The sequence below is a fragment of the Rhodococcus sp. 14-1411-2a genome (genome assembly GCF_002259485.1).
GTDB lineage: Bacteria > Actinomycetota > Actinomycetes > Mycobacteriales > Mycobacteriaceae > Rhodococcoides.
On sequence record NZ_NPGA01000022.1, the window covers coordinates 130,639 to 145,831 of the forward strand.

General features: G+C 67.1%; 16 protein-coding genes. All 16 read left to right on the top strand.

The window, feature by feature from the left end:
- The first annotated feature begins 396 nt into the window (after nucleotides 1-396).
- Nucleotides 397-1,479 carry a hypothetical protein gene (locus CH291_RS26995; protein ID WP_179276678.1) on the top strand — a complete coding sequence of 361 codons (1,083 nt, stop codon included), beginning with the start codon at nucleotides 397-399 and terminating at the stop codon, nucleotides 1,477-1,479.
- Nucleotides 1,476-3,038 carry a cutinase family protein gene (locus CH291_RS26225; protein WP_256980983.1) on the top strand — a complete coding sequence of 521 codons (1,563 nt, stop codon included), beginning with the start codon at nucleotides 1,476-1,478 and terminating at the stop codon, nucleotides 3,036-3,038. Before CH291_RS26995 ends, CH291_RS26225 begins: the two co-directional genes overlap by 4 nt.
- 58 nt (nucleotides 3,039-3,096) lie before the next feature.
- Complete coding sequence (locus CH291_RS26230) at nucleotides 3,097-3,873, top strand: hypothetical protein (protein ID WP_094689044.1); 777 nt, start codon at nucleotides 3,097-3,099, stop codon at nucleotides 3,871-3,873.
- A complete protein-coding gene (locus tag CH291_RS26235; protein WP_094689045.1) occupies nucleotides 3,870-4,757 on the top strand; it encodes a MinD/ParA family ATP-binding protein in 888 nt (295 codons plus the stop codon). Before CH291_RS26230 ends, CH291_RS26235 begins: the two co-directional genes overlap by 4 nt.
- On the top strand, nucleotides 4,754-5,404 hold the full coding sequence (locus CH291_RS26240) for a DUF6668 family protein (protein WP_256980984.1): 651 nt from the start codon (nucleotides 4,754-4,756) through the stop codon (nucleotides 5,402-5,404). Before CH291_RS26235 ends, CH291_RS26240 begins: the two co-directional genes overlap by 4 nt.
- Nucleotides 5,401-5,685, top strand: coding sequence for a hypothetical protein (locus CH291_RS26245; RefSeq protein WP_094622027.1), 285 nt, complete (start codon nucleotides 5,401-5,403; stop codon nucleotides 5,683-5,685). The genes CH291_RS26240 and CH291_RS26245 overlap by 4 nt, the downstream gene beginning before the upstream one ends.
- 10 nt (nucleotides 5,686-5,695) lie before the next feature.
- A complete protein-coding gene (locus CH291_RS26250) occupies nucleotides 5,696-5,932 on the top strand; it encodes a hypothetical protein (protein WP_094622026.1) in 237 nt (78 codons plus the stop codon).
- A 47-nt stretch (nucleotides 5,933-5,979) separates the two neighbouring features.
- Nucleotides 5,980-6,654, top strand: coding sequence for a hypothetical protein (locus CH291_RS26255; RefSeq protein ID WP_094689046.1), 675 nt, complete (start codon nucleotides 5,980-5,982; stop codon nucleotides 6,652-6,654).
- Complete coding sequence (locus tag CH291_RS26260; protein WP_094689075.1) at nucleotides 6,654-7,523, top strand: hypothetical protein; 870 nt, start codon at nucleotides 6,654-6,656, stop codon at nucleotides 7,521-7,523. Before CH291_RS26255 ends, CH291_RS26260 begins: the two co-directional genes overlap by 1 nt.
- The gene (locus CH291_RS27000) at nucleotides 7,520-9,091 is read left to right on the top strand and encodes a hypothetical protein (protein ID WP_094689047.1); all 1,572 of its coding nucleotides are present in this window, start codon (nucleotides 7,520-7,522) and stop codon (nucleotides 9,089-9,091) included. Before CH291_RS26260 ends, CH291_RS27000 begins: the two co-directional genes overlap by 4 nt.
- A 68-nt stretch (nucleotides 9,092-9,159) precedes the next feature.
- Entirely contained in the window at nucleotides 9,160-10,647 is a 1,488-nt protein-coding gene (locus CH291_RS26270; protein ID WP_094689048.1) for an SCO6880 family protein, read from the top strand.
- A 28-nt stretch (nucleotides 10,648-10,675) separates the two neighbouring features.
- Complete coding sequence (locus tag CH291_RS26275; protein ID WP_179276679.1) at nucleotides 10,676-12,385, top strand: hypothetical protein; 1,710 nt, start codon at nucleotides 10,676-10,678, stop codon at nucleotides 12,383-12,385.
- Entirely contained in the window at nucleotides 12,382-12,690 is a 309-nt protein-coding gene (locus CH291_RS26280; RefSeq protein ID WP_094689049.1) for a transposase, read from the top strand. The genes CH291_RS26275 and CH291_RS26280 overlap by 4 nt, the downstream gene beginning before the upstream one ends.
- A gap of 4 nt (nucleotides 12,691-12,694) precedes the next feature.
- Nucleotides 12,695-14,353: a peptidoglycan DD-metalloendopeptidase family protein gene (locus CH291_RS26285; RefSeq protein ID WP_094689050.1), complete on the top strand. Its 1,659-nt coding sequence runs from the start codon at nucleotides 12,695-12,697 to the stop codon at nucleotides 14,351-14,353.
- Nucleotides 14,350-14,943, top strand: a complete 594-nt coding sequence (locus tag CH291_RS26290) for a hypothetical protein (RefSeq protein WP_094653190.1) — start codon at nucleotides 14,350-14,352, stop codon at nucleotides 14,941-14,943. The genes CH291_RS26285 and CH291_RS26290 overlap by 4 nt, the downstream gene beginning before the upstream one ends.
- Entirely contained in the window at nucleotides 14,940-15,179 is a 240-nt protein-coding gene (locus tag CH291_RS26295) for a hypothetical protein (protein WP_094653189.1), read from the top strand. Before CH291_RS26290 ends, CH291_RS26295 begins: the two co-directional genes overlap by 4 nt.
- The last annotated feature ends 14 nt before the right edge of the window (nucleotides 15,180-15,193 follow it).

Consider the following 15,193-nt stretch of genomic DNA (forward strand, 5'->3'; position numbering starts at 1 on the left):
GCAGTAAGCGCATTTCATCATGTTCGGTACTGCGCGGCCCCGCCGGGACATCACCCCTCGAACTCACACCCGTTCTCACAGAAAGGATTCCGATACCCGATGTGGCTTTTCACTCAGCCTTGGTTCTGGCCGCTCATATTCGGCTGGCTCTGAACGAGGACGTGGGCATTCGGATCGACATCCACACATGCCGATCCGATTGCCCACACAACTCCCTGCTGGTCATTAGCCGAAGCGGTCAATCGACCAAAAAACCAAACTTGTTGTAGAACAACAATTCTCAAAAGGGGCTACACCACCATGCCGATTCACTCTTCGACTAAAGCACGCCACCGTGCGATCCCTCGACCTGTCGCAGCGTCAGCGACAGCAGCGCTCACTTTGACGGTGGCCGCGATGTTCACCGGTGCTGGATTCGCCGTTGCCGCGCCAGGGCAGCCTGGGGTGACCACTGAAGTTCCCGGCGGCCAGCCGAGCGTCACTGCACCGTCTCCGTCGGTGCCGCAGCAGGATTCGGGCACTACAACGGACTGGCAGTACGTCGGCCCGTACGTGCCTCCGGCGGAGTACCGCAACGCACCGACCCGTTCGGTTCCCAACTACAACGCCCCGGTCTATTACAGCGAACCCACCGTCGAGCAGACGCCGTCGAAACCTGGCCCACAGCCCTCCACCGACGCTGTACCTGAACCTTCCAAGGACGAGACGGTCGTAGCACCGGGTACGCCGGTTGCTCCGATTCAGGCTCCGGACAACACCGTTCGTTTCGGCGCTATCTCCGGTGAGAAGCCAGGTTGGTTGAGCCAGGACGACGCGGACCGTGTCAACAACACCGCCGCTGTGCTCGAAGCCCAGGGCGCGACGTACTTCAACAACCTCGGCATTCCGACGACACGCTCGGACCGGATGGCGGCCGGCACCACGGCGGGCGTGCTCATCGGAGGAACGACCTCCGCGGTCACGACCTACGCAGTCGTAGCACCGGCGGCGATCTTGGCCGGTGGCCTGATCGGCGGCACCATCGGCGGCATCACCGGCGCAGGAGTCGGGTCGGTTCTGATTCCCGGAGTCGGAGCTGTCCCGGTGGGTGTCGCCGCCACAGCGGGCGGTGCAGCGATCGGTGCAGCGGTCGGCGCTGCTGCAGCGCTAATTCCAGCGGCCGGTGTCGGCGCAGCTGGAGCGGTCATCGGCGGTGTCGTCGGCGGCGCATACGGTGCGGGCGAAAACCTTGGTGAAGCACCTTCGCCCGCCCCAGCACCTGCCCCGGCACCCACGCCAGCCCCTACTCCCGCGCCACTCGCGGCCCCGGTGTGGACTCCTCCGGAGGCAGCGAGCATCGCACCCGCGCATCCGTTGGAGGTGCGGGAGATCGTCGCTGCGCAGCCGGGCGGTGCCGATGCACTCGCCGCTGCCGACAACGTTGCAGCGCAGGCGGGATCGTTCCTGGATTCGGTTGCCCCTGCTGGATGGCACCTGTGACCTCGCGTCCTCGACTCCGCGTTGCTCGCGTGGCGTTGGCTGCGGCCGCCACTGTGGCGGTCGTGGTCAATGCCACGTCGCCGGCGTTGGCTGCTCCGAGCGAATCGGGCACGGACCTCATCACAGGGCCGTGCCCGGCGCTATTCGCCCTCGGCGTGCAAGGGACCGGGGAGTCCGCCCCCGATGCCGCGCCGACGACCGACACCGGGATGCTCTCGCAGGTCTTCATGCCTCTGCTCGCCAAAGCCGTATCCGGTGGTACCGAGCTCGCCGGGCGGGCGTACGTGCCGTACGACGCCGGGTTCGGCGGCGCGGTGCCCGGCGGCAACGTCCCCTACACACAGTCGGTCGAGGGTGCGGAGACCAGCATCGACGCCATGGCTGCGGAGGTCGCGGCCGCATGCCCGGAAACGAAATTTACCGCCGCCGGCTACAGCCAGGGCGCTCACGCGGTCTCGACGTGGGCACAGAAAGTCGGAGCCGGTCAGGGGTCGATTCCGGCCGCCAAGCTCGTCGGGGTCGCCACCTTCGGCGACCCGACTCGGGCCGTGGGTGCACCGCTGTTTCCCGGTGCACCAGGGCAGACGACCCCAAAGCCTGCACCGGGCACCGCAGGGACAGAGGTCTCGAAGATCGAAGCCCTCGACCAGAACGCGCCGACCGGTGGAGGTATCGCGCCCACGTCGGACACGGTGAGCAACTACGGCGCGTTGACCGGCCGGGTCGCGAGCTTCTGCCAGTCCGGAGATCTCGCGTGTGACGCACCGTCGGATTCACCGATCCTGCGGGTGGTGACCAACATCGCCGGTCAGTCCGAGCTCTCGGCCGGTGACCCGGTTCGGTCCCTGTCCTCGGTCGCGGAAGCGTTGGCGATGACCTCGATCAAGACGGCAGTGACGGTGGTCAACGAGGACATCAAGGGAACGACGCTGGCGAACCTGTCGATCGCTCCGAAGAAGTCCCTGTCCGAGCGTCTCGCGGTGGCATCGGATCCCAATACCCCGCTACCGACTGCCGACCAGGCGATCTCGGCTCTGCTCAAGGTGGGGACGATCGGGTTCAACGCCGTGAAAACGGTCGCGAAAGAGATCCTGACGCCGGCGAATATCGCCGAACTCGCCACAGTCGGGATGTCCAACCCCGTCGCCGCGGTCGGGTTGCTCGGAACCAAGCTCCTCGGCGCGGCCGCCAAGCTCGTTCCCCCGGCCACGACGTCGCGGTTGACCAACCAGGCCTTCACCGCTGTCAAAGACAACATCACCGACAACAAGGACCTGTTGAACCTGGCGACCCTGACGAAGTACTCGTCGACCATCGCTCAACACGGCTCCTACGGGTCGACGCCGACCACCCCGACAGGTGAATCGGCGACGGCGTTCGTGACCGACTGGTTCGTCGCGCTTGCCAAGGACCTGGCTAACGGGTCGACCGATACGGGCGGCATCGACGCCGACCCCAGCTCCCCGCTCCCGAGCACTGCGATCACCACCACCGCCGTCGTCACACCACCGGCCAGCAGCAGGCCGACCACGACGACCCCGGCCGCTCTGCCGAATTGAGAAAGCCCCTGGCGCACACCTGCTGTGCGCCAGGGACTCTCGAAGAGAGGAACCAAAGATGATGACATACAACAACGAAGCATCGACCTCCCTCGACTCTTGGTTTCCGCCCTTCGATCCCCTCGACGCCACCCCGGTGGCTGATCCCGCACCGCCACAGGACGTTCCAGCAGACAAGACCGATGACACCCGCTCCGCCGACGACGGGTCGCACTGGCTTCTCGCGCCCCCACAGCCCGTCTCGACCGATACCCCACGCCCCGCTCGACGTCGCTCCGTCAACGCCCGCGCGCTCGGCATCACCGCGGCGGCCGTCGCGATGACGATCGGTGTCGGAGCACTTGCGGTTTCTGCCTTCACCTCCGACCCGGACACCACGCCCGAGATCGAGGCCGTGTCGACTCCCGCCCCGACATCCGAGCTGCCCGCACCCACGACCACCACCGCTGCGCCCGCCCAATCCTGGTGCCCCGAATCGGTGACCGACGGCGTGGTGACCGGCGCGGGCCCGGGCGGTACCACCTCGGGAAGCGCAGCAATCCTGGCGTTCGAGCACGCCTACTACGTCGAACGCAGCGGCGCGGCCGCCCGCGAGATCCTCGCCCCGAACGCGCAGTTGAAGTCTGCAACCGCCGACGAGCTCCAACGCGGCATCGACACCATCCCCGCCGGTACCGAGCACTGCGTGAACATCCGGGCCGCCGCCCCGAACACCTACGCCGTGACCCTCGAGCAGCGATACAGCGACGGCACTCGCACCACGGACAAACAGACCATCAGCACCACCGACGCCGGTGGCCGCACCTTCATCACGTCGATCGGAGCAGCACAGTGACCGAAGAGCGCGCCGAATGGATGAGCGAATGGCTCAACCCGCCCCCAGAGAGCCCGTTACCCGACCCCGCGGACCAGGGCGCACAGGTCCTTCCCCTACGTGCTCACCCCGAACCGGTGCCCGCCCCCGAACCGATACCACCGATGACTCTGGTCCTCGGTGCCTGCGGGGGCGCAGGAGCGAGCACCACAGCACTCGGACTCGGCAACGCATGGTCTGCCCGCGGCCACGACGTGGTCGTCGTCGACGCCACACCTGCAGGCGGTGATCTGGTCGAACGCGGCGCAGATTCCATGGTCAGCGACACCGTCATCGAAACCGCCTTCGACAGCTCCGACCCCGACAACGTGCCGGCCTCGGTCGCCGACTGCACCTCCGCGACCTCGGCAGGAGCACACATACTCGGGCGCGCCTGGCTGCAGTCGGTCGAGCCGGCATACCGGGGCATCGATCGCTACCTCCGCAGCCAAGTCGACACCTCGATCTACGACCTCGGACACCGCGGGTTCGGCCGCGCCGCAGCCGATCCACTGCGGTCCGAGCCCTGGGCGGCGATAGTCCTGGTCGTCCATGCCCGCGCCGACGCCGTCAATCGGATGCGCGCGGCACTGGAAACCATCCGCTACACCGCCACGGATGCAGGCCCACTGCGCACCATCGTCGCGATATCCCACCAGCTCCCGGGAACACCGGGAATCGACCTCAACGAACTCCGAAACCACCTGCACGGCAAAGTGTTCGCCGTCCTCGACATCCCCTACGACCCTCACCTGGCCACCGGGCTGCCGATTACGGCCGACGAGCTGAACCCAGCGACGTCCGCCGCCTACGAGGAGCTGCGGGCAAACACCGTCCGCGCTGCCGCCGGAGGGCAGGACCGGTGAGCATTCCCCAACTCGCGACCTCCAGCGACCAGACACCCCGCAAGTCGGGAGATCTCTCGATGCGCCTACCCGAACGCGAGCTCCCGATCTGGGACAGGCCGATACCACTACCAGATCGTTCCCCGTCCCCGATGCTCTGGCTGCTCGGTGCACACGGCGGCGCGGGCGTGAGCACCCTCGCCCACGTCCTCGCTCCCGCCGGCGACTGCGGTGACCGCTGGCCCGGCGGGTACGGAAAGCAAAGTCCCTACGTCGCGATCGTTGCCCGCGAGACCGTCTCGGGACTGGTCAAAGCGGGTGAACTGCTTCGTCAACACACCGCAGGCCACGGCGGACCCTCCACGATCATCGGCCTGATCACCGTGGCCGACCGACCGGGTCGAAAGCTGCCCAAACAGATCCAGCAGACCCGCGACGTCGTCACCGCACTCGTCGGCCGCGACTGGCGCATCGGCTGGGTCGAGCAGTACCCACTCGCGCGAGATCCCAGCGGCCTGGCGGTCTGGTCACCGTTCGATCCGCAACCGGAGAAAAAGCGCAGTGCCACAGACGTTCCCGCCGACATCGCCGCCGTCGGATCGGAACTACGCGAGGCCATCCTCCTCGACGTTCAGCGCTCCACCACCCCGACAGAAGGAAAGCCATGATCCTGCACAGCCTGCACACCGGAATCGACATCCTCGCCCAGATCGAGCTCACCCCCGAAGCGCCCCCGAAGTCCGACGGCTTCCTCCGCCTGGGTCGCTGGCTGCTCTGGTTCGTCGTCCTTGCCGGGGTGTGCGCACTGGTCTACGGCGGCGGAAAGTTCGGCTGGGAGAAGTACAACGGCGGGTCGTTGGAGTCGCCGAAGATCGTCGTCGGTGCCCTGATCGGCGGTGTCATCGCCACCAGCGCCGGCACCATCATGAACACCGTCGTCCTCTCGTGAGCGAGGACATGTGAAGACACCACCGACCGAGGTCACCGAACCATTGGTGCAGTTGCTGCAGTATCTGCTCTGGTTCGCCTTCGCGATATTCACCGTCCGATTGATCTGGGCTGCAGGACGTTTGGCCTACGCCCGCAACCAATCTCCCCACGAGACCGATGCCGGTCAGTCGATCGTGGTCACGCTCATCTCGGCAGTGTTCGCGTCTGCCGCAACCGGTATCGCCGCAGCCCTGTTGACGTTCTGACCATGCGAGCGCACGAGCATCGCGTAATGAAAGAGGTATCTCCGACCATGACCGCATCCACACCCGGCGACGGGGCACCCCGCACCCGCGGGGCACGAGCATGGATAGCCGTCGGGCTGCTCGCAGCGGCACTGGCCACGGCCTGCAGCTCCGGCGACATCCAGGCCACCGATCCGGCGGCTCCGACCACCTCGACGGCCCCGGATCCGTCCGCACCACCGACCGGAGTGCGCTGGCAGGACTACCAAGGCATCGCACTGCCTGTCGGCGATCAGGGCCCGGCCCGTAATCCGGGAAGCGGCCCGGTCGGCGGATTCACTCACGACCCGCAGGGTGCGGCCCTGGCAGCACTGCAACAGACCGTGCGGATCTCGGTCGCTCCCGACTACCAATGGCCATCGGTGGTCAATGCTGCGGTCGCTCCCGGACCTGCGCGTGACTCGTTCGCCGTCAACCGGCAGCTGATCTCGATCATCGCACCTCCTGCCGCCGATGAGCGTCCCTCGATCGCCGGGTACCGGATCACCGACTACACCGCCGAGCGGGCGGTTCTGACGATCTACACCACCTTCCCGGACGATTCGATCGCCGCATCCGACACCGCCGTCGTGTGGTCGGGCGAGGACTGGCGGCTACTACTTCCCGAGCCTGGCGACGCCACCGTCAGAGTGCGCTCGATCACCGAAGTACCGGAAGAGGCAACACCTTTGGAGAAATCGTGATGAGCACAGCACCGCGACACAATCCAGTGCCGTCGTCTCCGGATGACGACGGACAGGTGCTGGGCGGACGCCGGTGGACGTTGGTGCTGTCGGTGGTCGTGATCGTTCTCGTCGTCGTCGGCGGCACCGCGGCCGTCCTGATCAACCGCAGCGCCCGCGAGATCCCCGCGCCGCAACCCGACGCCGCCAGTTCCGCCGCGCCGCAGCCGACCCAGAGCAACCGCGCCGACTGGGGACTGCCCTACCTCGACGAACTCGGCTTCCGCGTCGAGGTGCCCCCGAACCCGAACGGCATCGCCCTCGACCAAGACCCCGGCACTCGCACCGATCCCAGCTCCGCCGACTACCAGAGCGCCCCGCCCGCCGGGGTGATGTGGCAGAAAGTGCAGAACTATCCCCTCCCGTTCTCCGCTTCCGACGGGCCCACCGCAGTCGACGGTGCCCTCGCCACCGGCTTTGCTCGAACCCCACAAGGCGCGGCACTGGCGGGACTGCAGCTGGTGAACCGCAGCCAATCCACGTTCGAGGGTGCAGCGGCAGTGATGGGTACCCGAGCGGTCGCCTCGACCCCCGAGCTGCAGACCGAGCTCGACCGCAATCTCGCCAACGCCCAACGTCAGATCGCGGCCGGCAACACCGCGCCGCCGGCCAAGCCCCTGTTCAGGCAGGAGGCCTACCGCCTGACCTATTACTCCTCGGACTATGCGGTGATCGAATACGCCGGCAAGAACGTCTCCGGCAACGGCTGGACCACGGTGCCGATCGAGCTGCTCTGGCGCGGCGGCGACTGGTCCCTCAAGCTCGCCGAGGCGGGCAAGGTCGGCAACACCCCGACGTTGGCGGGGTGGACGCAATGGCCCGGCAAATGACGACCCTCGCCCTCCGGTGCCTCCGCTCGACCGCAGTGGCACTGGTGATCGTGCTTGCGGTGATGCTGACCGGCAGTGCGATCGCGGCCGCGCAGGAACCCACCCCCGACGACGCGGCACGGACGGACTCGGCGCAGACCACCGCGTGCGACACCGCCGGCGACGTCGTCGGGGACGTGTTGGGCACGCAGTTGCCGGTCATCGGCGATCTGATCGGCGGCGCGAGCGGCGCACTGTGCGCCGCGGACGGCAACCCCCTCGACGCAGCCAAGAACTTCGCTACCAGTCAGTTCGCGGAGATGTGGGAATCGCAGTTCGGGGAGATCGTGCAGTCGATCCTCACCGGCATGGCGCAGGTACTGACCATGGCGATGACCTGGTGGATCAAGATCCCGAACCCGGATCTGCAGAATTTCACTCCGCTGCAGACGATCTCGGAGTACACGGGCTGGATACAACTGGCACTGCTGGTCGCGACGATCATTTTCCTGGCCTTGCGTCTGGCGGCTGCGCGGCGTCACGCACTGCTCAACGAAGCCGAAGAAACCTACAAGGCCCTCTCCCGCACCGTCATTGCAGCCACGATGTTCTCCGTCGTCGTCGCTGCGGGAACCCGTGCCGGGGACGCGTTCTCGGACTGGCTGATCACCGATACCTCCAACCGTGACCCGGTGGGCATGGTCGACTCGATGCTCTCGATCAACTCCTACGGCAGCGCCACCCCGGGGTTGATGCTGATCATCGGATTGGTCGGCCTTCTCGGCGCGATCGCGCAGGCAGTGATGCTCGTGGCCCGCCAGGTGCTTCTCATTGCCGCTGTCGCGGCGGCACCGCTCGCGGCCGCAGCCGGAGGTACCTCGGTCGGCTCACAGTCCTACGACAAGATCGTGGCCTGGATCATTGCGTTCCTGCTCTTCAAGCCCGTCGGCGCACTGGTCTACGCGATGGCGTTCCTGACCGCACAGAACTCGGCGAACGTCACCGAGGGCGAGATCCCCGACATCGACCAGCTCCAACAATCACTGTTGGGCATCGTCATGCTCACCATGGCCGCGGCGGTTCTGCCCGCGATGATGCGCCTGTTGGTGCCGGCGGTCGCGGCCGTCGGCTCGGGTGGATCCGGTGCCGCCGCAGCAGGAACAGCTCTGATGGCCGGAGCTGCGGTCGCCACGGGCGGAAAGTCCATGGCCGCAGGCAAAGCAGTCGGTGGCGGCAGCGCAGGCGCGGCAGCGTTCTCCGGAGGGGCCGGTGGTGTCGGACGACTCGCCGGCGGTGGCGGTGGCGGTGCCGGTGGCGGTGGCGGCGGTGGTGGTGGCGGCGGAAGTCGCCCGAGCCCACGACCGAACCTGCCCCCACCCTCGCCAGGCGGTTCGCCGTCTTCGGCATCAGGCCGACAGAGTCAGAGCGCCAACGGATCTCGCGGAGGCTCGGGCGGCGGATCGGGATCGAAGGCAGCCAAGGCGGTGGGGTCCGGAGCTGCGGGCGCAGGACGTTCGGCCGACGACCTCGCCGGTGGCCGAACCTCGAACAACAGCAGCAGCGGTAACCGACACGCAATACCACGATGACCCCCCCCCCGACATCGGCCACACCGGTTGTGGCGCAACGCAGTTTCCCCTATCCGAGGAGTGAGTAGATGGCGACGAGAACCGAAGCAGGTCTGCTCTACCACGGGTGGACCAAGCCCCGAAACACCGGATTGTTCGGTGCGACATGGGCAGCGACGATCATCGGGTTCGTCCTGGTGATCTCGGTGATGGTGACCATGATGTTCGCCGGTTTCGGCACAGGCGTGGTCGTCGCATCAATCGCGACAGTTGTTGCCGCACCGCTGGTGTGGAGCAGAGATGGCCGATCCGGATACGAAATGACGGTGCTGAGAATGCAGTGGATACGAGCACGACGCAGGAAAGAGAACATCTACCGAGGCGGGCTGTTCTCCGAACTACCCGGAGGCAAAGCGTTCCTCCCGGGCATCATGGCCCCGACCAAACTCTACGAAGGCGAAGACGCCGCCGGGTTCCGGTTCGGGATGATCCACATGCCCGCCAAGCACTGCTACACCGTGGTGCTGCGCGCCTGGCCGCAGGGCGACGAAGCAGTCGATCAGTCCCTGATCAACAACTGGGTCGGCGAATGGGGAGTCGTACTCGCCGCGATGGGCCAGACCTCCGACATCGTGGCCGTCGTCCCGGTCATCGACACCGTCCCCGAAACCGGCAACCGGTTGCTCGCCGAAGTCGACCGCAACACCGCACCGAATGCACCTGCCCTGGCTCAGCATTCGATGTACGACCTCGCCGAGTCGCTGCCCACCGAACAGGTCCAGCTCGAAGCCCGGATCGCAGTGACCTTCCGCGCCACCACCGATGCCCGCAAGAAGGACCCCTCCGAGCAGGCCGTCGAGATCAGCCGTCGACTACCCGGGCTGTGCGCGGCCCTCAAATCGGCGTCGGTGATGGTCCGGCCCATGCCTGCGGCCGACATCGTCGCCTTCGTCCGGCGCTCCACCGATCCCGCTTCACAGGCAGATCTCGAACGCGCGTCGTCGAGCTCGGCCGGACACGGACTTCACTGGGACGACGCCGGACCGGTCTCGCACGAGGAGAAGTTCGACCAGTACGTCCACGACGGTGGCCGGTCGGTGACCTGGGAAATGGATGCCGCTCCCGCCAGCGCCGTCGACGAGGGCGTCCTGCGGCGCATCCTCGCTCCCAATCCCGACGTGCCTCGCAAACGTGTCGCGATCGTCTACCGACCGCACACCGCGGCGGATGCGGTCAAGATCGTCGACACCGACTACAAGAACGCACTCATCGCCGAGCAAGGCGGGCGCGGCATCGGATCGGTGACCGCCTCGATCAAGGTCGAATCGACCTCCCGCGCCCGCGAAGAGCAGGCCCGTGGCCACGGACTGGTGCGCTTCGGGGTGCTCATCACCGTCACCGAGCCCCTCACCGGCGACATCCCGGCCATCGAAGCCATCGTCCGCGATCTGTCGGTGCAGTGCCGTCTCAAGATCCGCCGCGCCTACCGCTGGCAGGCCGCGGGGTTCTACGGCTCCCTCGGCATCGGGGCAGTGCTGCCCGAACACGCCACCCTCCCCGGCGCACTCGCCGGATAAGCACCCGAGACGAGAAGAGGACCCGTCCATGGTCAAGATCCTCGACGACACAGCCCGCGCGGCCCTGGTCGTCGCCGCGAACCGTCCCGGCGTCCGCAGCATGTGGGCCAAACACAAGCTCGCCACCGACGACCGCCGCCGCCGCAACCGCGACGCCGCGGACTACTCGTCCTCGGCCGACGGCTTCGCCCGCTCCACCCTGCGCCTGACCGACCGCGGATTCGCCGGTCCAGGGGGCGGGCGCACCAACACCGTCGGCCGACAGATCGAGTACCGCGCCACCTCCGTCCAAGCTGCCGGACTGTGGCCGTGGTCGGTCGGTGCCGGAGCCCCACTGATCGGGACCCCGATCGGGCAACACCTGCTCACCCGCGCCGCGGTCTGCTTCGACCTGCTCAACTGGTTCATCGAAGGGCTGATCACCGCACCGGTGGGCTTCGTGCTCGGACTCAACGGTTACGGCAAGTCCTCGTTCGTACGACGCGTGGTCCTGGGCGGTATCGCACAGAACGTCACCACCCTCGTCCTGGCCGACGTCAAGCCCGACTACCGCAAGGAAATCGAAGCCGTCGGGGGCCAGGTGATCGACCTCGGCTACGGATACGGACGCATCAACCCGCTCGCCGGTGGGGTCCTGGGATCGGTGATCCCCACGCTCTCGGCATTCCCCGACCTGCAGCGCCGCATGCTCGCCGAGCTCCGCGGCCGCCAGGTCCAGGTCGTCTCGGGACTGATCGAACTCTCCCGCGGCGGCCCCGTGCAGGACTTCGAGGAAACCATCCTCGCGACCTCGCTGAACCTGCTCTACGGCGAGATGGGCTACACCCCCGATCGCCCGCCCCTGCTCGGCGACCTGCTCGCCCTCGTCATCGACGGACACCCCGAACTGATCGCCGACGCCGGCGAAGACACCGTCGAGGAGTACCGGCGCTCGACCAAACGCCTCCGGCAATCACTTCGCGGGCTGATCAAAGGCCGGTTCGGTGAAGTGTTCAACGGACACACCACCACCGAGATCGATATCGACGCCGTCGCCATCTGCATAGATGTCTCGCACATTGCCGAAGGCGACACCAAACTCAAAGCGGCCGTGATGCTCGTGTGCTGGTCCGACGGCTTCGCCGCCATCGAAGCCGCACACGCCCTCGCCGACGCGGGGCTGGGACCGCAGCGCTACTTCCAGGCCATCATGGACGAGCTCTGGCAGGTCCTGGGACTGGGCGACTTCATGGTCGACCGCGTCAACGCCCTCACCCGCTTGAACCGAGCCATCGCCACCGCGCTGTGGATGATCACCCACACCATCACCGACCTCGAATCGCAGTCGACGACCGGATCGGCGAACAAAGCCCTGGGCTTCCTCGAACGCGCCCGCGTCAAGGTCATCGGCCCGATCCCGGAAAAAGAAGTCGAACGCCTGGCCGGCATCGTCAAGTTCACGGCCACCGAATCCGACATGGTCAGCGGATGGTCCGCGCCGCCGCCCATGACCGGAGATCGCCGCAAACACGATGAGCCGATCGAGCCCCCATCCGGACTCGGCAAGTTCTTGATCAAGATCGGCGAGAGCGAATTGAGCCCCGGCATCCCGGTACAGCTGATCTTCTCCGCCGCCGAGATCGACGCCGGCATCCACGACACCAACTCCCGGTTCAGTGAGTTCGCCGACGCGAACCTCGTCCGCGAGGTCATCGAAGCCGACATCGCCGCCCCTGAGCAAGCAGGAGCGCCCGCATGATCGCCGAACGCAAGTACAAGCGCCTCACCCCGGAACTGCGGGCAGCAGCAGTACAGACCGTCGCCAAGGTCGCCACCGAGGTGTCCTCCCGGTGGAGAGCGATCGAGCTCGTCGCCGAAACCCTCGAGGTCCACCCGAACACCCTGCGCAACTGGGTCGTAGCCGCCGGCCGCGACGCCGCCCCCGTCACCACCGAAGAAGCCGAGCGCCGCGCCCGCGAACACAAAGTCCAGCTCGCGGCCGCGACGGAGCTGATCGCCACCCTGACCGCAGGAATCGGCCCGCACACCGGTCGGCGCGCATAGCGACGTGGACGCCAAGAAACTCCTCGTCGCCACCGCCGCGACACTTCTCGGGCTGGTCCTGATCGTGGTGGTCATCCTCGCTCCGGCGTCGACGACCATCGCCTGCGCTCCCCCGTCCGGTGCCGCGGCCGGCGCGATCGCGCCGGCCGGGACGCTGGTCAAGCCCACCGCCAGCGACACCACCACCGACAGCTCCGGTTTCGGCCCCCGGTGGGGCACCGTCCACCAGGGGATCGACCGCGCCGGCCCGGTCGGCACCCCGATCTACGCCTTCACAGACGGACGTGTCGCCGAAGCCGGGGAGGCCGCCGGATTCGGGCACTGGATCATCCTCGACCACGAGATCGACGGCCGGACCTACTCCACCGTCTACGGTCACATGTTCGCCGACGGTGTCCTCGTCTCTGCCGGCCAGCACGTCTCGGCCGGCCAGGAGATCGGAAAGATCGGCAACGACGGCGAATCGACGGGCGCACACCTACATTTCGAGGTGTGGGAGGGCGCGCGGCTCCCCGACGGTGCTGGAACCGCAGTCGACCCCGCGCCGTGGGTCGCCAAGGCCGCCGAGCCCGGCACCGCCGCCCAACCACAGACCTCGAGCTCCCCCGGTGCAGGAACGGGCGGCCTCAATGCCGCACAACTCGCACTGGCGAAACAGACCGTAGCCATCGGCGAGGCAATGGGGGTACCCGAACAGGGCATCGTCGTCGCGCTCGCCACCGAAGGCCAGGAGTCGACCTATCGGATGCTCGCCAGCTCGAACGTCCCGGACTCCACGAACTACCCCCACGACGGCATTGGATCGGATCACCTGTCGGTCAACCAATTTCAGCAACAAGTCACGATCTGGGGCACGACGGAAGAGCTGATGAATCCAGTGACCGCGAACATCAAGTTCTACACCGCCCTGCTCAAGATCCCCGGCTGGCAGTCGATGGCTGTCACCGACGCCGCCCAAGCAGTGCAAGGGTCTGGCCACCCCGGGGCCTACGCCGACGACGAACCACTCGCCCGCCAGCTCTACGCACAGTTCAAAGGTGCCCGCGCCGACCTGACCGCCGACGACCTCGCAGCGATCGCCAACAACGGCACCGGCGCGGTGGCCACCGCCGTCGTCGACGGCGGCACCGCCCCCGGTGCCTGCACCCCTCCTGCCAGCGGAACGAGCGGAGGACCGACCTTCGTCCCCGGCGGCCCATTCGGAGCCAATGTCATTGCCGCAGCGTCGAGATGGATCGGCACACCCTACGCATGGGGAGGCGGAGATTCGAGCGGTCCGACCCGAGGAATCAGCGACGGCGGAGGCGCAGCCGACGCGAACGGCGACACCTCCAAAACCGGGTTCGACTGCTCCGGATTGACCCTCTACGCCGTCTTCCAAGCATCGGGCGGAAAGATCACGCTCCCGCACTACACCGGCGACACCTCCAACCCCGGACAGCTAGGCGATCCACGGGGACAACAGATCCCGTTCGAGGACAAGCAACCCGGAGATCTCATCTACTTCGGCTCCGGAGGCAACACCCACCACGTCGGTATCTACACCGGCACCGAAGGCGGCCAGGACATGCTCCTCAACGCCCCTCAGTCCGGCCAAACCGTCTCGATCATGCCGCTCTCCGGCTGGGCCGGAGAAGACATGTACGTCAGGAGATTCGGATGAACACCACACCACGCACCCACCGACGCGCCGCTTTGGCCCTGCTGGCGGCCCTCACCTTGGTCATCGGTGGCTGCGGCAGCGACGACTCCGGTCAGGACACCGGCGACCATCCTCTCGATTCCGGCGGACCGACGACCTCGCTACCCGCGCCCTCGACCCCGGACCTGCCACAAGCCTTCGCCGGGGTCGACCAGACCGATCCCGAGCAGGTCATGCTCGCCGCCGCGACCACTCTGTTCTCCTACACCCCGGCAGACGAGCCCAACCAGCTCGCCGCAGCGAAGCGGGCGCAGCCGCTGTTCGACGAGCGCTACTACGCCGACAACGCCGCTTCGTTCATCGCCCTCGCCCCGATCACCGGCAACCAGTGGCAGGACTGGGCACAGGCAGGTGCCCGCATCACCGCGGTCGCCGCGATCGGCGGCGACGACCATCCCGCCGATCAGAGCGGCCGAATCTCACGTGTAGTCACCGTCAACCAAAACGCCACGACCCCCGACGGAAAGACACTGGGAACCAACACCTTCGCGGCCTACTTCACCGCCACCAAACTCGGCGTGTGGCGCATCAACGCGGTGGCTGTGCGATGAGCTTCCTGGTCCTCTACGGCCACGGCACCGCCGCCGGACCTTCTCCCGCCCCCGCCCTGCAGATCGCAGCCGACAGCATGATCGGCTACATCGACGAGCTCGAACGAGACCACACATTCGTTGCCGTACAGGGCCATTCGCACGCCGTGACACCGCTCCAGGTAGCCGATCCACCGGGATCGCGCACCGCCCCCGGTTTCACCGTCACCATCACCGCCATCGTCGAAGTCTCCTGACACACCCGCCCACG